We start from the raw sequence: 18,538 nt of genomic DNA, 5'->3' as shown, positions 1-18,538 counted from the left end.
GTTATATCCAATTATTTAAATTATGAGCATATTCAAAGTACTAGAAAAAAGCATTGAAAAAAGTGTCGAAAATTTTTCAGACTACCTATCTGACAAAAAAGGAGACATATTAAAAGGATCTGAATTTATGTTATTCGCTCTAACTAATATTTTTAGAGATAAAGATATCGAAGAGATTGAGCAAGGAATAGTAGATAGTTCGTATAGAGGAACAAAATATGATTTTGGAATTGATGCAATATATATTACTGCTTCCAATGATTTCATTGAACAACCTGAAGAATTAGACGACTACAACGAGGATACAAAATTTAAAATACATATTTTTCAATTTAAAAGAGGAACTGGTATATCTCAAGCTGATCTATTAAAATTTAAAAAAGGAATTGAAAAAGTTCTCATCGATGAAGATATATCTGATGAGGATAATTTGTACTTCTATAATCGAATGCTAGCGCTAAATGAAATAAAGTCTAAACTTTTTAGTAAATTTCCCGCTGAAAATATTCATGTAATAAGCCATATTGTGTTCGGTGGAATCGAGAGTAATATACACTCTGAAAAAATTCTAACGGATGAAATTGAAGGTATAGAGAAAATATTGAAAAATAATGGATATACGACCTCTGCTTGCAAAATAACTGATTGTGAATCATTGATAAAAGGACCTTCAAAACATCAATTTATTATTGATATTATAGAATATGAAAAAACCTTTAAATATATAACTGACACAGACAAAAAGAATAAGCTGAATGGCTATATAAGCATTATCAGTGGTAAAGAAATTGCTGAATTAGTTAAGAAACATCAATCATCTATTTTCGAAGCAAATATTCGTGATTATTTCAAACGAAGTGATTTAAACTCTAAAATTATTGAAACTAGTTCTAGTGAAGAAGAAGCTAAATACTTTTGGAGCTATAATAACGGATTAACTATGACCTGTAGCAAGGTTGAGGAACTGCCTAATAATAAATATAAGTTGCACAACTTACAAATTGTTAATGGCTGTCAAACTTCAAATGCAATATATAGTTCATTAAAAAATAAAGAAAGAATCACAGAACTTTTAGAAAAAAAAGCTAATGGATCCTTAAACAAAAAAGAAACGGAGGAATTGACTAAAAAGGAGGTTTTACAATTTAATGAGGATACTAGTCTATTAGTAAAAATAATTGAAACCAATAATGAGGATCTAATATACCGAATTACAGAAACAACCAATTCCCAAACACCTATCAAGGCGTTTTCATTGAAAGCTAACGATGATATTCAGAAACTTATTGAAAAATTCTTAGAAGATTATGGCGTTGCTTACGAAAGAAGAATCAATGAATTAAGAAATAAAGGCAAGAAGAATATCTATAGTATTCAGAAATTATTTCAACTATTCACTTCACAAATCTTAATGAAGCCTTCACAAGTAAAAACTCGTCCAAAAATGATGTTTGTATCTACCTATGACGACGTATTTCCTGCTCCGAATGTTAAGTCAATGAATTACCTTTTATACTATATTCCTATTTTAATTGATCTTTCATTAAATAAAGCTATTAAAAAATTCAGAGCAGAAAATGAGATAGATAATTATAGGAAAACACTACTTTCCTAGGGTAAATTTCATTTAGGTTGTTTTCTTCTGAGCTCTGTCGTAAAAAAGGATTATAGCGAAAAGGGTTTAATTAAAAAGGAAAGTTATATTAAGAAGGAATTAGAGGATAATCTAGATATTCATTTCAAGAATGCATTAGATAATTTTGAAAAGGTTATGAAAAGTTTTGCAGGTAACAAGAAAGAATCTATTCCTAGTGCTGTAAGAAAAACAGATTTAGATAAAAGGATAGCGAAATATGCAAGAAATGTCAAATAGCTCCATATACCAGCGATTCATCTCAAATATTGACCATTTAGAATATTTGATCCTAGTGGTAATTATTGGTGTATTTCAAAAAGACTAGTAAAGAAAGGGTATTAAATTTAAAAGCAGAATGACCAACATAGTTTCAACTCCTAGTTGTGGAAACTCTCCAAAAATGGAATTTTTAAAAAATTTCAATATTGCTTTTGCAAAAGGTGACTTAAAATTTATATCCGAAAGCGTCACCGATGAAATTGTTTGGAATATCATTGGAAAACTAAGAATTGAAGGTAAAGAACAATTTTCACAAGAATTGGAGAGACTTAAATCCGAACAAGCCAAAGAATTGATAATTGATCAAATATTATCGCACGGTAAAGAAGGCGCGGTAAATGGAATTATAGAATTGAAAAATGGGAAAAAATATGCTTTCTCAGATTTTTACAAATTTAAAGGAGCAAAGGGTGTTACAATAAAATCGATAACAACCTACGTGATTGAAATCTAGATTGCAAAATGAATAAAATTGACCCGATAATAGCTGTAAAGGATATTAGTAAAAGCGCCCTATGGTTTCAAATGGTTTTCGGTTGTAAAAGAAAGCACGGAGGAAACGAATTTGCAGTACTTGAAGATGAAAGTGGAGAAATCTTGATTTGTCTTCATAAATGGGGAGAGCATGAACATCCAACTATGGTAGACTCGAATGTTATTCCAGGAAACGGACTTATTCTTTATTACAAAACCCACAAGCTGGAGAGAATTTTTCAAACAATCAAAGAAATGAAATATCCAATTGAAGAAGATCTTCACATTAATCCAAATTCTACCAAGAAAGAATTTTCATTACTAGATATTGATGGTTATTACTGGACTATTACTGACTTTCATAATTATGAGGGATAAATTACAGGTGCAAAAGCGGTATATGTAAAATCAAGGTTATTGTAGAAAAATTGTAATCTTAGAAAGCTGTAAAGTAAATGGTAAATACATCCCTACTCCCGCAACTTGTGATAAAAGCACGACATTAGCACCGCCATAAAAAATGACCGAAAGAATAGAAACATATATAGTTGACTCTTTTACAGATAAGCCTTTTAAAGGAAATCCAGCAGGTGTTTGTATTTTAAATAATACATTGTTGAATGAACAAATGCAATTGATCGCAAAAGAATTAGGTCTTTCAGAAACGGCATTTATAAATAAAATTGAAGAGCAGAATAAATACTCGATAAGATATTTTTCTCCGATAATGGAAATTCCTCTTTGTGGACATGCAACAATGGCAGCGGCAAAAGTGTTATTTGAAATCTTTCCCGAAATGGAAAAAATTCATTTCGAAAATATTCAGGGATTAGATTTACTAATTAAAAAGTCTGGAGCAACAATTGAAATGGAATTTCCAGTTTTCGATACAGTTCCACAAAATGCTCCCGAAGAATTACTCAAAGCCCTCGGAATAAAAGAAATAGTTAACAGTGAATTTAACCAAGAAACAAACATTCTACTTATAGAAATTGAGAGTGATAAACTATTACAAAGTCTGTCGCCAGATTTTGAAAAATTAAAACAATCTCATAATTCAATAAACGGAGTATTAGTAACCACAATCTCGCAAAGAAATGGCTATGACTTTGAATCAAGATACTTCTGGCCTTGGAGTGGAACTAATGAAGACCCAGTAACTGGAGGAACTCATACGTTCTTATCTAAATATTGGAGTACGCGCCTGAATAAAAAGAAAATGAATTCATATCAATGTTCTGAAAGAACAGGATTTATGGAAGTGGAACTAATTAGTGACAAAAAATTAACGATAAAAAGTGAAGCTCAAATAGTATTGAAAGGAGAGTTAAGAATATAAATACTGGTGCTAAAGGTGATTTATCTCAACTTACGGTTATTGTTGAGAAAATGTCATTTTAGAATCCATGAAAATAGCTAATCCTTCCTTTCTGCTTCCTGATACGCCATCCACTTACTCTAAAATGTTTTTATAACGGTTTATATGAAACACCTATTAATCGATAAAATTTCTGAACACGTTAAATTGAATCCCGAGGAGAAAAATTTCATAAAGAGCTTCTGGAAAGAAAAGACAATTGAGCAGGAAGATTATCTTCTTACCAATGGAGAAATAAGTAAAACCGATAATTTTATTATAAAAGGAACTCTGAAAGCTTTTTACATTAATCCCAAAACAGGAAAAGAAGAGATTGTTTATTTCGCAATAGAAAACTGGTGGGCAACCGACATAGAGAGCTTTCAAAAACAAAAGCCATCACTCTTTAATATTCAGGCACTGGAAAGAACCGATTTATTACAGATAAACTACGAAAGCTTTCAGAAAATGCTTTTTGAAATACCCAAGTTAGAGCGTTTTTTTCGGATCATTCTTGAAAATTATATAGGAAGTCTTCAAAAACGTATGATTGGAAATCATATAATGACAGCTGAAGAACGTTATAAGGATTTTTTAGAAAGCTACCCTGACATTTCCAAAAGAGTCCCAAACTACCTAATTGCTTCATATCTGGGTATTACCCCGGAATTTCTTAGTAGAATTCGCAATAAAATTTTTTCTTCTTAAACTAGATCAATTTTTTTCATCTTTCATTTTTAGAATTTTGATTCCTAATTGAAAAATGAATTAAATGAATAAAGTGCTTATTATTAATGCCAGCGTACGCGATGAACGATCTGAAAGTCGAAAACTTACAAGCTTATTCGAGAAAAACTGGAAAGAGAAAAACCCAGGGGACCAATTTTCCTACAGAGAAGTTGGATTAAATCACATACCTCCACTTGATAAAAACTGGATCGCAAGTGCATTTATCCCCCCTGAAGAAAGAAATAAAGAAAATCAGCTCGGTGTTGAATTCAGTAATAATCTGGTTAAAGAATTCAAAGAGCATGATATCTACGTGATTGGAACACCTATGTACAACTGGTCTATTCCAAGTGGTTTAAAATGTTACATAGATCAGCTTATGAGAATAAATGAGACATGGAAATTTCGATCCGGAAAGCCCGACGGAGATTATGTTGGACTTTTAGAGAATAAAAAAATGTTTGTTCTTTCAACTCGTGGTGATACCGGTTACGGCGAAAACGAAGAAAACGAACAAATGAATTTTCAAACGACTTATTTAAAATTTATTTTCGGCATAATGGGTATAAAAGATATAAATATCATCTCATTAGATAATGAAGAATTTGGAGGTGAAATCTTTCAAAAATCTGAAAGGAAAGTTTATAAACAAATTCAGGATATACAAGGCTGAGGCTAACGGCCGACATTTATCATATAAAATTCCATAAATTAGACCGTCGAACTAAGGCTAAGAGCAAGGCCAATTGGGTTTATACTTTTTTTTCAGATTTAAAACTCTGCAGTATGTAATCTAACCGAATCGCTCCAGGCGAATTATAATACTTCAAATAAGAATAATGCAATCTTCAGAAAGGGAAAATCTAAAAACAGCTTTAATACTAATTGATATTCAGCAGGATTATTTTCCTGGTGGAAAAATGGAACTGTCAAATCCAGAAAAAGCCAGCTTGAATGCCAAGAAAATTTTAGATGAATTCAGAAAAGAAAAAAGCCCTGTAATTCATATCCAGCATAAGTCAACCCGGCCAGACTCTAAATTTTTTATTCCCGGAACGCGGGGTATGGAGATTCACAAAAACGTAAAACCCATAGAAAGGGAGATCGTTATAATTAAAAATTATCCAAACAGTTTCAGGGAAACCGAATTATTGGAAACCCTACATAAAATGAATATCGAAAAATTGGTGATATGCGGAATGATGACCCATATGTGCGTGGATGCTACAACTCGACATGCCAAGGATCTTGGATTTGACTGTATAGTTATTGGGGATGCCTGCGCCACCAAAGATTTAGAAATATTTGGAGAGAAAGTAGAAGCTAGTGAAGTTCAAAAATCTTTCCTGGCAGCGATGGATTATTATTACTCCGCAGTAATGACAACTGAAAAATATCTATCGTTGTAAACATAATTGGTACTATGGGCTGCTTATAACCAGACAAAAAAAATAACCTTTAGGATATAAATAAAACTTTTCCCGGTTTTTTGTTCTTTGAAACACGTATGGCTGTCTCAAATTCACTTAATGGGAATTGAGCTTTCACAGGCATGATAAAATCTTCTGAGCTTACTATTTCAATGATTTCATCCCAGATCATGGATATTTTTGTATTAGATTTATGTTGCTTCCAGAAATCAATTCCAAAACCATGTACCGAAATATTTTTAAAAATTATTTCTGAATTATAATAACTTACCTTCTCAGTGCCAAGTAGTCCATAATGTATGACTTTTGCTCCGGGAGAAAGAAATGTAAATACAGAACTAGCCAGCTCCCCTCCTACAGCATCTAGAAATGCCGATATAGTATGATGCCTTGAAAACTTTTCAAAAAATTCATTAAGCTTGTTTTCTTCAACGACCTCACAGGGACCAAAAGCAGTAGATTTATTAAAAAGTTCTTTATTTCTAACGATATGAATTGTTTTTACTCCCAACTTTAACGAAAATTGAGAAATTAACCGGCTAATAGATGAATTACCCGCTGAAAGAATAATATAATCACCGGATTTTGCATTGGTTTGTTCTAATAGCGCCCATGCTGTAAGAGGATTTAAGGAAATTTGAGCCGCCTTGTGTAAAGGAAAATTGCCTGGTAATTTTAAGATATTTTCCTTAGGGACTGTTACATACTCTGCCCAGGTACCCTTTTGTCTAAATGCAACCAGACTCCCAACAGGATAATTCTTATCACCTCCGTTTTCAAAGATTCTACCTGTCCCTTCCAGACCGGCAATTTCAGGAAACTCCGGCACTATTCTATAGCTTCTTTCAATGAACATAAAATCATTGGGATTTATAGGACTTGCCAGCATTTTTATCAGGATATGGCCTTTGGCAGGTTTTGGAGTTTTTATATTTTTATATTTCAGGACCTCCTCTGCTTTACCTGTTTGCTCGAATACTAAAGAGTTCATTTTTAAATTGCCTTATGAAAAATTACCTTATTTCGAAAATTCCGTGATTTTACAGAAAGAGTTTAGTAGAATTAAATAATATCATAGAAAAAATCCAACTCCTCTAAGAACGTATTGCCCACCTTTTTTCAATTTATCAAATCGAATTAGCACCTATTGCTACCCCATCTTTCCATAATCTGCAATGCAGGGCCCAGAGCCCGGGTATTCTCATGAAGACTGTAGTATACCTGCGTGGGAAAAGACTTGATTTCAATACGCCTGATCAATTGATCTTCCTCCATATTTTTTAACTGCTCGAGCAAAACCTTTTTCGAGACTCTTGGCATCATGCGCCATAGTTCTATAAACCTGATTTTATCCTCCAGGAACAAATGGTGTAATATAAGTGGCTTCCATTTTCCTGAAAGCAAATCTAAACTTTTTTTAAGGCCGCAATTTTCAAAATCCTTGTAAGTCATATTTTTTCGGGTTACCAGCAGGTAAACTTCTTTTATAAGGTTTCAATACCATCTAATTTAGGGCATTAAATCATTTTAAAATTAATTTAAAAATTATGAAAATTCAACTTTGGCGTAACGCAACCGTTCATTTAAGCATAGCAGGTAAAAAATTACTTATTGATCCCATGTTAGGTGAAAAGGGATCATTTGGCCCTTTTCCCTGGTCAAAAGATAAAAGAGACAATCCACTAGTAGACCTGCCGTTTACAGACAAGGAACTGAAAAACATACTCGCTGAAGTTGATTTTATTCTTGTATCTCATTTACACCCGGATCATTGGGATGAGACCGCGGTAGAATTGCTCGAAAAACAAATACCTATCATTTGCGATGAGAGAATTGAAGGTGAAATAAGAAAATATGGTTTTACCAACATAAAGGCAATTAACGACGAATTAAATATAAGCGGATTCAATGTAAAAATTACTCCAGGTTTGCATGGTACGGGAGAAATTGGGGAGAAAATGGGAGAAGTCAACGGCTTTATCGTTTCTGCCAATGAGGATAGTATTTATTTTATTGGAGATTCTATTTATAGCGATGAAATAAAGCAAACTGTCATCGCTCATGATCCCGACATTCTGATAGTTGCAGCAGGTTCTGCCAAATTTCAAATAGGAGATGAAGTTACAATGACCGCAGAACAGGTTATTAGGCTTTGTAAAGACTTTCCGGAAAAAAAGGTCGTCATAACCCACCTGGAAGCTGTTAGTCCCTGTACTGAAGACAGAAATTACAATAGAACTATTCTGGATCAAAACGGCTTACTCTCCCGTTGTATTATCCCGGAGGATGGGGATTGGATAAACTTTAATATTTAAAAATGAAACTTATTATCATAATATCTAAAAACTTATGATACTTATGGATTATAATAATAAAATCTTCAAATTAATAAGCTCCAGCGGGAATTCAGACTTGTCTTCAAATACAATATTCCTTTATAAGCAAAAAGACGATCTGCTAATTTCGGAATATATGAGCGAAAATGTGAAATTCGGACAAATTATTGGGGTGGTAAGTAGAAATGGAGAAATCAATATGTCTTATCAACAGGTTGGGCAAGATGGAAAATTGAAAACAGGAGTTTGCAACTCTAAGCCTGAAATTTTATCTAACGGGAAAATAAGACTTTATGAAAAGTGGACTTGGACTTCCGGAGATAAAACACAAGGCCAATCTGTACTTGAAGAAGTTTAAAGAGAAAAAGGACAGATTAGATAAACTCCTAACCTTGATTCCTGTCTTTTTATTATAAACTGATATTTGAAACAACTTTAAGAACCTGGCCCGGTGTCTTTCCGGTCCATTTTTTGACATCCTTAATGAAATGGTTTTGATCATAATAACCATACTGGTAAAGATCAGAACTTTGACCGGACTGTTGGATACTGCAAAGAGCTAATTTGCAGCGGATCATACTTTGCACCTGTTTTGGTGATAACCCCACGTATTTAAGTGTAATCCTCTGTAGCTGTCTCTGACTTATATTAATTTTGGAGGCGAGATTTTTAGTAGATGTATTGTAATGTGTTCCATCCTCTAGTAACGCACTAAATTGCTTATATAGAATGTATCCTTTTATTTCATTCGTATTGATTAAAGCATCCAACTGTAAATTTAATTCTGCCAGGAAATTTTCAATACTGGTTTTCATGAAGAGAGAATTCAACCAATGCATTCCTGGCAAAAGCTGATCATAAGTAATTATTTTGTCCGTAATTAAATTAGTGCTCTTATTGAAAAGTGATACTGTGGAGCCAGTATGGAAGGTAATTCCGAATGTTAAACTCCCTGCCGGGTGAACATATTCACTAATCGTGGTACGGGGTCCAATGATGCGGGTATCCTTTACTATTGTAGAACCCAATAACTTATTCTTTATCACATAGGGGTTACCGATTGTAAAGACCCAATTTACATAGGGATAAGCGAACAAATGATCTTTCATACTGCCTTTCGCCCCGTTTAAATCCAGAAGCCAATAGTATTTTACTACATGTCTTAAGCTTTGGGATGGTTCGAATAGCTGGTACATACCTTAAAATCTAAATATATCTATATACGAAATCCGTAATGTTGGAGCAAAATAACGCTAGTTAACTGCTAACTCATAGTAAAATATGGACATCATTGAGTTAAGGCCATCTTTTACTATCCTAATCGATGCATTATATCAACATTTGAAGTTAAAATGACCCGAGATATTATGACAGTAAAAAATGAGAAAATTTCCACGTCACCATTTCCTAGTTCAGAAAAATATTATTTAAATAAAAATGACCTAAGAATTCCTTTTAGAAAAATTATTCAACAGGACACAAAAATTAGCAAAACCAATACCCGCAAAAATCCCGATATTCTGGTTTACGATACCAGCGGTCCCTATACCGATCCTGGTATTTCAATAGATCTCTCAAAAGGTCTGCCTGCCTGCAGAACTTGGATTGAAAGAGATGATACACTGAAAGCATTGAGTAATCTTTCTTCAGATTTTGGCAAGAACCGTCAAAATGATCCAACTTACCAAAAATCCCGGTTTCCTCATAAATCTAAACCGCTAATATCCGGAGGCAAACAGCATACTCAGATGTATTATGCGAAAAAAGGAATAATTACTCCGGAAATGGAATTCGTCGCTTTAAGAGAAAACCAGTTATTACATGAAGCCAACAGGCATGATGGAGAATCATGGGGAGCGGTAATTCCGGAAATTATTACCGCTGAATTCGTGAGATCGGAGATCGAAAGAGGGAGAGCTGTAATTCCGGCTAACATAAATCATCCCGAATTAGAACCTATGATTATCGGCCGAAATTTCAAAACGAAGGTAAACGCAAATATTGGCAGTTCACCTGTAAGTTCGTCTATAGAGGAAGAAGTTGAGAAAGCAGTATGGGCATGCCGTTGGGGAGCTGATACAATAATGGATTTATCCACTGGTGATTATATTCATGAAACCAGGGAATGGATAATTAGAAACTGCCCGGTGCCTCTAGGCACAGTACCAATATATCAGGCACTGGAAAAAGTAAAAGGAGTCCCGGAAAACTTAAGTTGGGAACTGTTTAAAGATACCCTTATTGAACAGGCAGAACAGGGTGTTGATTATTTTACCCTACATGCTGGACTTTTGTTACGTTATATACCATTAACTGCGAACCGTTTAACCGGAATCGTCTCCAGGGGAGGTAGTATTATGGCGAAATGGTGCTTAGCTCACCACAAGGAAAATTTCATATACGAGAATTTCGAAGAACTTTGTGAGATCCTGAATAAATATGACGTCACCATCTCCCTAGGTGATGGCTTGCGTCCCGGTAGCATTGCCGATGCAAATGATAAAGCGCAATTCTCCGAATTAGAAACCCTAGGTAATCTCACGAAAGTCGCATGGGAACATAATGTGCAGGTTATTATTGAAGGACCCGGTCACGTACCGATGCAGTTGATCAAAGAGAATATGGACAAACAACTGAAACTGACTCACGAAGCACCTTTTTATACTTTAGGACCCTTGACAACTGACATTGCTCCGGGGTATGACCATATAACAAGTGCCATTGGTGCAGCCATGATAGGATGGTTCGGAACCGCCATGCTATGTTATGTTACGCCAAAGGAGCATCTTGGACTGCCTAATAAGGAGGATGTCAAAGAGGGATTAATCGCCTACAAAATCGCTGCACACGCTGCCGATCTTGCCAAAGGACTGCCATCAGCACAATATAGAGATAATGCACTTAGTAAGGCCAGATTCGAATTCAGATGGATGGATCAATTTAATCTGGCACTTGATCCGTTTAAAGCACGGGAATTCCATGATGAGACCCTTCCAGCGGAAGGTGCTAAAGTTGCTCATTTTTGCAGTATGTGCGGACCTAAGTTTTGCTCTATGCAGATTTCCCAGGAAATTAGAAATTTAAGTACCACTGATCCTACTGAAGTGGAGAAGGGACTTAAAGACAAGGCTAACGAATTCACGGAAAAAGGTTCGTCGCTATACCTATGATTTCTCCGAAGGTACTTAGCATAGCTGGTTTTGATCCGTCTGCAGGCGCAGGAATTCTATCGGATATAAAAACCTTCCAGAACTTTCGCGTATACGGATTTGGAGTTATCACGGCCATAACTATTCAAAATGAAAAAGAGATAAAAGAAGTTAAATGGCTTGAAAAAAAGGATATTAAAAATCAAATTGATATCATTTTCAAGAGTCATTCAATTTTCTGTGTAAAAATAGGGATAATTGAAAACCCAAGGGTACTAGCAGAAATAATACATCACATTCTCAATTTGAAACCCGAGGCAATTATAACTTGGGACCCAGTATTGAAAAGCTCAAGTGGATTTACGTTTTGGCAAGAGTTTAAAAGAGACGATATTCTGAAAGCAATAGACGGAATATATCTTATAACGCCCAATAATGAAGAATTTGAAAATTTAGTAAAGTGTGTTCCTTTTAAAGAAATTGTTCACAACGTAAATATTCTACAAAAATCTTCAGAAGTCTCTGAGGAGGAAATAGTTGATTACCTGTGGGATGATCAAAATTTTTATCGCCTTGCTGCAAAAAAAATTATCGGACATGAAAAACATGGTTCAGGTTGCATTCTTTCCTCCGGAATTACGGCTTGTTTGTCCTTAGGATTTGATCTTAAAACTGCGATTTACAAATCCAGGGAAAATTTAAACAATTACAGAATAAGGTCGAACTCTTTACTCAGCAATTAATTTTCAGAAAATGATAAAAAGAATCCCGAAAATACACTTTATCACTCAGGAGCACCCGAACAAAACACACCTAGATCAGGCACAAGAAGCCTGTAGCGCTGGTGCCGAACTTGTTCAGCTAAGGATTAAAAATGAAAGTAAATCCAAGATAATTGATGTCGCTTTAAAAATTAAAAATGTTTGTGATTACCATGGTAGCACATTCATCATCAATGATTACATAGATATTGCATTGGAAACAAATGCCGACGGTGTTCATCTCGGTAACCAAGACCCAAGCCACGAATTAGCAAGGGAAATTCTAGGTCCTGATAAAATAATTGGGGGTACCGCCTACAATTCGGAAGAACTTAATTTTCATAACTCAAACAAACTGGTAGATTACATCGGTCTTGGCAATTACCGTAAAAGCGCTACTAAACCTGAAATTAAACAATTCCATTCATTGGCATCAATAAAATTTTTGATTGATTCATTGAGAGAAAAATATGAAAACCCTATTCCACTTCTAGTTATTGGTGGAATTAGAAAAGAAGATGTAAAACCATTGATCAGGACCGGTCTATACGGTATTGCAATTTCATCTTTAATAAATGATAGTACTGATAAAAAGAAAACCTTTATTCAATTGCGATCATTAGGTCTATCCGGCGAATCAGGAATATTGAATAAATAGCAATCCGATAATAATTTTAACATGAAAAAAATACCTATTCTGGAGTATATTGATAAAATGATTTCAGGGAATCTGCAGGAAGGAGAGAAAACCTATTTCAATTACCCTACTCCTATCTCAAATACGCTTTCGATCGAAATCATTGGAATCAAACCTGGTGAGGCAAAGTTAGCGATCAATACGAATACTGAACTGCATGGTAATCAACAGGGTACTATCCATGGCGGTCTATTATGCGAGCTGGCAGATGCTGCCATTGGAACTGCTCATTCGACTATCGTAATGGAGGGAGAATCTTTTACTTCAATAGATTTCAAAATTAACTTCTTTAGACCAGTTTGGAACGACAGGCTAACAGCTTATGCTGAACCCATTAATAAAGGTAGAACCATAACGACCTATAAATGTGATATATTTAAGAGCGACGGGAAACTAGCGGCCTCTGCCGTAAGTCTTGTCATGACGCTCAATGGGGATAGAGCAAAAGGGAGATAAAAATTTATGATATTATTGAAACGAATTTTAGTATTAATTCTTTGTACCTATACAATTGGGGTAATGGGACAAACCAGGGATGTTGAAAAAACATCTATAATTCTGGGTGATCAAATTAAACTTTTTTCAAGTACATTAAATGAATATAGAATTATAAATATCTGGTTACCGGAAACGTACTCTGATACTTCATCAAAAAAATTTCCTGTTATTTATTTACTGGATGGATCAGTTAATGAAGACTTTATCCATATTGTTGGTTTAGTGCAGTTTGGTTCTTTCCCTTGGGTAAATCTGGTTCCCGAATCAATTGTTGTAGGTATTTCTAATAATGATAGAAAAAAAGATTTTACCTTTCCCAGTCTTAGTAAGCAAGATATAGAAGAATTTCCAACGGCAGGAGGATCAGAAAACTTCATCCAGTTTATTAAAAACGAATTACAGCCGTTTATAGATCGTAATTATAAGTCGAATAATACCAGAACAATAATCGGTCAATCGTTTGGTGGACTTCTAGCTTCAGAAATTTTAATCAAATATCCCGAAACCTTCGATAATTATATCATTGTTAGTCCAAGTCTATGGTGGGATAATGAATCCCTGCTACAATTAAAACATTATCCTCCATTATCCGGAAAGTCTATTTATATAGGTGTTGGAGAAGAAGGAAATGTAATGGAAAAGACTGCCAAGCACCTTTATTCCATATTCGAAACAGAAAAATTGGAGAATACAGAAATTAATTTCGAATATCTCTCAGGTTATGATCACGGAGATGCATTGCATTTAGCCGTTTATAATGCATTTGAGAAGATTTTCAGATGAAAGAAATAGATGGAATTCTGAAAACTTTAATTACAGGATATTCAATAGAAACTGAAAAGAAAAAACTATTTGTTACCCTAAAAAAAGAATAGCTATCTATTATTTCATAAATAAAACCACGAATGTTAAAATACCTATAGATATCCAATTTTATAGATAGAAAAACACTTAGAGCAACATTAAGCCTTTAATCAATTATTTGATGTTATTTTATTCTTTAGATAATGCTTGTCCTTATCCTCGCAATTATTTGGCACATCATAAATTTTTATACGTTTTCTGAGCTAATATATCCTGGCTGATTTTCCGATCTAAAATCTTTACGTAATGTTGAGTTGTCTTTAAGATTTTGTGTCCTAAAATTTTGCTTACAGATACTATTGGTATACAATTAGACAAGGTTATGGTTGTGGCAAAGGTATGTAAGGCAACATGAAAGGTCAGGTTTTTTTGAAATGACACAAATCACCTATCTCTTTTAAATATGCGTTCATCCTTTGGTTGGTAAGAATGGGCAGCAACTTTTCAGAAGCATCAGGACGATAGGAGTTTTTTTTTAAATCTCAAGCGTAATTGGCAATAGTGGAATATTAGTTCGTCGCATTTTAATCTTCAATTTTTGAATAGACTTTCAGAAAAATTTCTTAACTGCTCTCTCCAGAATTGCCATTCATGGCCGTAGGCCCCCTCATGAAATTCGACATCAATGCCGTTATTCTCCAATTGACCTGCAAATTGTTGATGCCCCTCAAACCTACTATCTTTACTGCCACATGCTATCCAGAGTAATTCTAAAGATTTATTTAAACGTTTAGATTTATTAAACAATCCCGGGATATATGTTTCCATATTTATTTCCGGATCACTTAAAATTCCTGCACTAAAATCTCCAACGTACGAAAACTTATCAAGGTTTCTCAAACCTATTACTACTGCTTGACCACCGCCCATTGAAAGGCCTGCAATTGCCCTATCCTCTTTATTTTCACTAACATGGTAACGCTTTTCAATCAATGGAATAATATCTTTAAATAGCTCCTCTTCTAAATATTTCATTCCTTCAACTGTACTTCCACTGGCCCAAGATCCGTCAATTAAACCGTTAGACATAACAATGAGCATCGGCCTTGCTTTACCTTCATTAATCAAATTATCAAGAATAATATTCGCATGCCCGTCATTTACCCAACTACCTTCATTATCCCCTCCTCCGTGGCGTAAGTAAAGTACTGGAAATTTTTTATCGGGTGAAACCCAATATATTTTTGGCACATAGACATACATTTTTCGAATGCGGTCTAATGTTTTGGATCTATAATTTATAATATGCACATCGCCATGAGGAACATCTTGAAGTTCATCAAACCTCGCTGGGTCGCCCGGAACCTCCACAATACTACCATAAACTTCAGTACCCGCCTTAATATTCGGGTTTTCTGGATCGAGTTTTCTGAAGTGACCATTTAAAAGAAAATTATATTGGTAAATTCCTGGGGGAACACTATCCAAGGTAACAGTCCAGTTGCCATTTTTATCTTTTACCATTCCCTTTTTTTGTACATCCCATTCTCCAAAATGAAGTTCAACTGAAGTTGCCTCTGGTTCTTTCAATCTGAAGGTGATGCTATTGTTAACGCTAACTACAGGAGAAAATTTTGGTCCCCCCGGGCCCCACCAACCCTTAGTGCTAAAGGGCTTTCCCTGTCCATAATTGTATGAACTCCCTAAAACGATCAGGAAGAATACGATTAAACAATTTTCGTTATTTTTCATTATTATTATAATTTTTCCAGATAAATGTTCCTACCGAGCCTGGATCGAGACTTAAAACTGCAAACTCTCCACCATACTGAATCTTAAAAGAATTTTTGCCTAAACTGGTATTGGCTACAATTAGGACGATCTTATCATCAGGCGTTTTAAAGGCCACATTGGGCAAAAGGTTATTTTGATTACTGGACCATACCCTATTTACCATAGGTCGCTGTTCGTCCTGGTAAATGTATACAATCGGGTCATCCCCCTGAGTAGAATAAATTTTGCGTGAACCTGGTCTTACCAATTTTGAGGCATGGGCAATAGTATAAAATGCCAAATTTCGCGAAACCTTATTGCCATTAATTGTTAAAGCTCCTTGACACATCGAACAACCACCGTTACTGGTGTGGGGATCATTTTCTGGATCTGCGGCCAGATTCCATAAAATGATATTTCGACTCCAGTTATTAATTCCCTCTATCACCAATCGGTTTACTGGTCCAGTAATATCGATCGAATCACTTTGGGGATTTTCGGTAACCATCTGTTCGGTAAAATAAATATTTTTGTCAGGACGAGCGCGGTGAACCATTGACATGCTTTCCATATTACCTCGATAATTATGGAAGGCAGAACCATCAATAAATTTACTAGCTGCAGTATCCTGTAGAATACTTAAAGGATAATCCGGTCTATCAGTGTTATGATCGAAAATTACAATTTTAGTACTAAGTTTATTTTCCTTGAATTTAGGTCCTAAATGATTTTTTATAAAATCTGCCTGTTCAAACCAAAACCAAGACATACTTGGAGTATTGCGAGAATTCATTGGTTCGTTTTGAATGGTGATTGCATCTATAGAAATCCCTTGTTCTTTCATTTCAAGAATATATTTCACAAAGTAATCTGCATATACTTCATAACAATCTTCTTTTAATTTTCCTCCACGAATATTATCATTAGTTTTCATCCATAAAGGAGCAGACCATGGGGAACCCATTACTTTGATTTCAGGATTAATTTCTAAAATTTCCCTCATAACCGGCACTACATCCCGCAGATCCTGGCTAAGGGAAAATTTTTCTAATTTATAGTCTTCTTCTCCTTTTTCTAGATCATTGTAAGAAAAAGTGAAACTATTTAGATCAGAGGATCCTATACTTAACCTTACATAACTCACCCCTATGTCCTCAGGATTGGTGCCATATACATTTTGCAGAATTTCCCTTCGTTTTTTGGCTTCCATTTTCATCAGGAGCTCCGCACTTCCACCGGTAACGGCAAATCCGAAACCATCTATGGTCTGCATGGTTTGATTCGGATCAATAATAATGGCTGGATATCGGGGATTATTTTCCTTAGAAAAAGAAATAACTTTATTTTCCTTTTGAAAAAGTCTGGTGCGGTCCTGACTGGTGATCCAGGATTCTATTTCTTTATTTTCCTGTGCATGGTGATGGAATGCACTAAAAAGACACGTGGTTAAAAGTAATATTAATTTCATTTTCATTATTTAGAGTCCAGGATTGTTATAGCTAATATTTTATGGAGTAATTTTCGTGTTATTGAGCTGAAATAATCAAAATTTTACAAATGAGAATCATCTTTGAATATTTGCGAAATTTTTACATTCATCTTCTCAAAAGAATGTTCTTGTGGATTGCCTTTGTATAATTTCGGAATGTAACTGATAGTTAATGTTCCCTACCGGAAGCAAACCATTTATTCTATCCATTAAAGTTTCAATAGCTAAGTTTCCCTGTTCCTTGGGTTTAAGGTCTATAGAACTCAAAGAAGGCCAAAACGTTTTACCAAGAGAACTATTATTAAAACCTATCACCGAAACATCGTGGGGTATGGAGAAACCGTTTTTCAATATGAAGCTCATTACCTCAATTGCTGATTGTTCAGTACAAGCAAGTATACCGTCAATTGATTTTGACTCGAGAAGTCTTTTTAAATGTTTATTTGGAAATCTATTCTGATATTCTATAATCATTGGATGTAGTCCTAATGAAAGCATGGCATTTTCATAGCCTATTTTCCTTGAATCATAAATAGCCAAGTCTAATGTATCAGCCAGAAAAATTATTTTATTACAACCCGCCCTTTCTAAATTGAAAATTGCCAGTTCAGCCTTCAACTCTTCATCTGTTGTAATAGTATCGCAGTCAATATCCCCGACTCTTCTATCAAAAGTTACCACTGGAATTTTAAAAGCCTTTAATTTTGATAAATGCCCGACGTCATTTGATTTTTTTGTTTCCCTGGAAGGTGAGATTATAAGTCCGTCTATTTGAGTTTCTAAAAGTTTCTGAATACTGGCTTTTTCTTTTTCCAACAATTCATTTGATAAGCACAATATTATTCTATAACCATTACTTACAGCTAAAGATTCAATTCCTTCCAAGACACTCGAAAAAAATGGAGTTGAGATAGTAGGAAGAACTACTCCAATAGTTTTGCATTGACCAACCTTCAAATTTCTTGCTGCCATATTGGGGATATAGTTATTTAGGGCAGCGAATTCTTTGACTTTATTTACCGTTGCCTCGCTAATTTCCGGGCTATTATTTAGAGCCTTTGAAATAGTACTAACAGATAAATTAAGTGATTTTGACAATTCTTTCATTGTCACTTTTCCAGACATT

Annotated in this window: 20 protein-coding genes and 1 pseudogene; 14 read left to right on the top strand and 7 right to left on the bottom strand. The window is 34.6% G+C overall.

Translation table 11 applies throughout. The features are described from left to right. Positions 1-22 precede the first annotated feature (22 nt). The 7 genes from DHD80_RS17535 to DHD80_RS17505 all read left to right on the top strand — a co-directional run bounded on the left by DHD80_RS17535 (position 23) and on the right by DHD80_RS17505 (position 5,884). The gene (locus tag DHD80_RS17535; RefSeq protein WP_251742765.1) at positions 23-1,615 is read left to right on the top strand and encodes an AIPR family protein; all 1,593 of its coding nucleotides are present in this window, start codon (positions 23-25) and stop codon (positions 1,613-1,615) included. 421 nt (positions 1,616-2,036) lie between these two features. Then, the gene (locus DHD80_RS17530; protein WP_251742764.1) at positions 2,037-2,369 is read left to right on the top strand and encodes a nuclear transport factor 2 family protein; all 333 of its coding nucleotides are present in this window, start codon (positions 2,037-2,039) and stop codon (positions 2,367-2,369) included. An 8-nt stretch (positions 2,370-2,377) separates the two neighbouring features. Continuing rightward, positions 2,378-2,767: a glyoxalase gene (locus DHD80_RS17525; RefSeq protein WP_251742763.1), complete on the top strand. Its 390-nt coding sequence runs from the start codon at positions 2,378-2,380 to the stop codon at positions 2,765-2,767. 142 nt (positions 2,768-2,909) lie between these two features. Continuing rightward, positions 2,910-3,728, top strand: coding sequence for a PhzF family phenazine biosynthesis protein (locus DHD80_RS17520; RefSeq protein WP_251742762.1), 819 nt, complete (start codon positions 2,910-2,912; stop codon positions 3,726-3,728). Between the two features lie 144 nt (positions 3,729-3,872). Continuing rightward, on the top strand, positions 3,873-4,454 hold the full coding sequence (locus tag DHD80_RS17515) for a Crp/Fnr family transcriptional regulator (protein ID WP_251742761.1): 582 nt from the start codon (positions 3,873-3,875) through the stop codon (positions 4,452-4,454). Positions 4,455-4,518: 64 nt separating this feature from the next. Continuing rightward, positions 4,519-5,148: an NAD(P)H-dependent oxidoreductase gene (locus DHD80_RS17510; RefSeq protein WP_251742760.1), complete on the top strand. Its 630-nt coding sequence runs from the start codon at positions 4,519-4,521 to the stop codon at positions 5,146-5,148. Positions 5,149-5,314: 166 nt separating this feature from the next. Next, positions 5,315-5,884 carry a cysteine hydrolase family protein gene (locus DHD80_RS17505; RefSeq protein ID WP_251742759.1) on the top strand — a complete coding sequence of 190 codons (570 nt, stop codon included), beginning with the start codon at positions 5,315-5,317 and terminating at the stop codon, positions 5,882-5,884. Positions 5,885-5,933: 49 nt separating this feature from the next. Here the strand turns inward: DHD80_RS17505 and DHD80_RS17500 are convergent, their stop codons facing one another. Then, positions 5,934-6,896, bottom strand: coding sequence for a 2-enoyl thioester reductase domain-containing protein (locus DHD80_RS17500; protein WP_251742758.1), 963 nt, complete (start codon positions 6,894-6,896; stop codon positions 5,934-5,936). A 146-nt stretch (positions 6,897-7,042) separates the two neighbouring features. After that, positions 7,043-7,357, bottom strand: a complete 315-nt coding sequence (locus DHD80_RS17495) for a helix-turn-helix domain-containing protein (protein ID WP_251742757.1) — start codon at positions 7,355-7,357, stop codon at positions 7,043-7,045. Positions 7,358-7,452: 95 nt separating this feature from the next. Here DHD80_RS17495 and DHD80_RS17490 point away from each other — a divergent pair, with 95 nt between their 5' ends. Then, positions 7,453-8,220, top strand: a complete 768-nt coding sequence (locus tag DHD80_RS17490; protein ID WP_251742756.1) for an MBL fold metallo-hydrolase — start codon at positions 7,453-7,455, stop codon at positions 8,218-8,220. Between the two features lie 43 nt (positions 8,221-8,263). After that, positions 8,264-8,599, top strand: a complete 336-nt coding sequence (locus DHD80_RS17485) for a n-acetylglutamate synthase (RefSeq protein ID WP_251742755.1) — start codon at positions 8,264-8,266, stop codon at positions 8,597-8,599. A gap of 52 nt (positions 8,600-8,651) precedes the next feature. On the opposite strand, the gene DHD80_RS17480 is transcribed toward DHD80_RS17485, so the two are convergent. Next, positions 8,652-9,437 carry a helix-turn-helix domain-containing protein gene (locus tag DHD80_RS17480; RefSeq protein WP_251742754.1) on the bottom strand — a complete coding sequence of 262 codons (786 nt, stop codon included), beginning with the start codon at positions 9,435-9,437 and terminating at the stop codon, positions 8,652-8,654. A gap of 171 nt (positions 9,438-9,608) precedes the next feature. Here DHD80_RS17480 and thiC point away from each other — a divergent pair, with 171 nt between their 5' ends. Genes thiC through DHD80_RS17455 form a run of 5 tightly spaced genes read left to right on the top strand, consistent with a single transcriptional unit; the run spans position 9,609 to position 14,129 of the window. Further along, positions 9,609-11,411: a phosphomethylpyrimidine synthase ThiC gene (gene thiC, locus DHD80_RS17475; RefSeq protein ID WP_251742753.1), complete on the top strand. Its 1,803-nt coding sequence runs from the start codon at positions 9,609-9,611 to the stop codon at positions 11,409-11,411. Beyond that, entirely contained in the window at positions 11,408-12,133 is a 726-nt protein-coding gene (locus DHD80_RS17470) for a hydroxymethylpyrimidine/phosphomethylpyrimidine kinase (RefSeq protein WP_251742752.1), read from the top strand. The genes thiC and DHD80_RS17470 overlap by 4 nt, the downstream gene beginning before the upstream one ends. Before the next feature lie 10 nt (positions 12,134-12,143). Continuing rightward, positions 12,144-12,809: a thiamine phosphate synthase gene (thiE, locus tag DHD80_RS17465; RefSeq protein WP_251742751.1), complete on the top strand. Its 666-nt coding sequence runs from the start codon at positions 12,144-12,146 to the stop codon at positions 12,807-12,809. 21 nt (positions 12,810-12,830) lie between these two features. Next, on the top strand, positions 12,831-13,304 hold the full coding sequence (locus DHD80_RS17460) for a PaaI family thioesterase (RefSeq protein WP_251742750.1): 474 nt from the start codon (positions 12,831-12,833) through the stop codon (positions 13,302-13,304). 15 nt (positions 13,305-13,319) lie between these two features. Then, on the top strand, positions 13,320-14,129 hold the full coding sequence (locus DHD80_RS17455) for an alpha/beta hydrolase-fold protein (RefSeq protein WP_251742749.1): 810 nt from the start codon (positions 13,320-13,322) through the stop codon (positions 14,127-14,129). Between the two features lie 258 nt (positions 14,130-14,387). On the opposite strand, the pseudogene DHD80_RS17450 reads toward DHD80_RS17455, so the two are convergent. The 4 genes and pseudogenes from DHD80_RS17450 to DHD80_RS17435 all read right to left on the bottom strand — a co-directional run. Then, positions 14,388-14,653 (bottom strand): annotated as a pseudogene (locus DHD80_RS17450) (tyrosine-type recombinase/integrase); the annotation flags it as partial. Positions 14,654-14,741: 88 nt separating this feature from the next. Beyond that, positions 14,742-15,902 (bottom strand): esterase, encoded by a 1,161-nt coding sequence (locus tag DHD80_RS17445; protein ID WP_251742748.1) that lies wholly within the window; start codon positions 15,900-15,902, stop codon positions 14,742-14,744. Then, a complete protein-coding gene (locus DHD80_RS17440; protein ID WP_251742747.1) occupies positions 15,892-17,391 on the bottom strand; it encodes a glycoside hydrolase family 30 beta sandwich domain-containing protein in 1,500 nt (499 codons plus the stop codon). The genes DHD80_RS17445 and DHD80_RS17440 overlap by 11 nt, the downstream gene beginning before the upstream one ends. A gap of 135 nt (positions 17,392-17,526) precedes the next feature. Then, positions 17,527-18,537: a LacI family DNA-binding transcriptional regulator gene (locus DHD80_RS17435; protein ID WP_251742746.1), complete on the bottom strand. Its 1,011-nt coding sequence runs from the start codon at positions 18,535-18,537 to the stop codon at positions 17,527-17,529. Position 18,538: the final 1 nt, after the last annotated feature.

Origin of the sequence: Gramella sp. AN32 (assembly GCF_023718305.1) — a bacterium.
Lineage (GTDB): Bacteria > Bacteroidota > Bacteroidia > Flavobacteriales > Flavobacteriaceae > Christiangramia > Christiangramia antarctica.
Note: the sequence above shows the minus strand (reverse complement) of the source record. Positions and strands in the feature narration are given on the sequence as shown.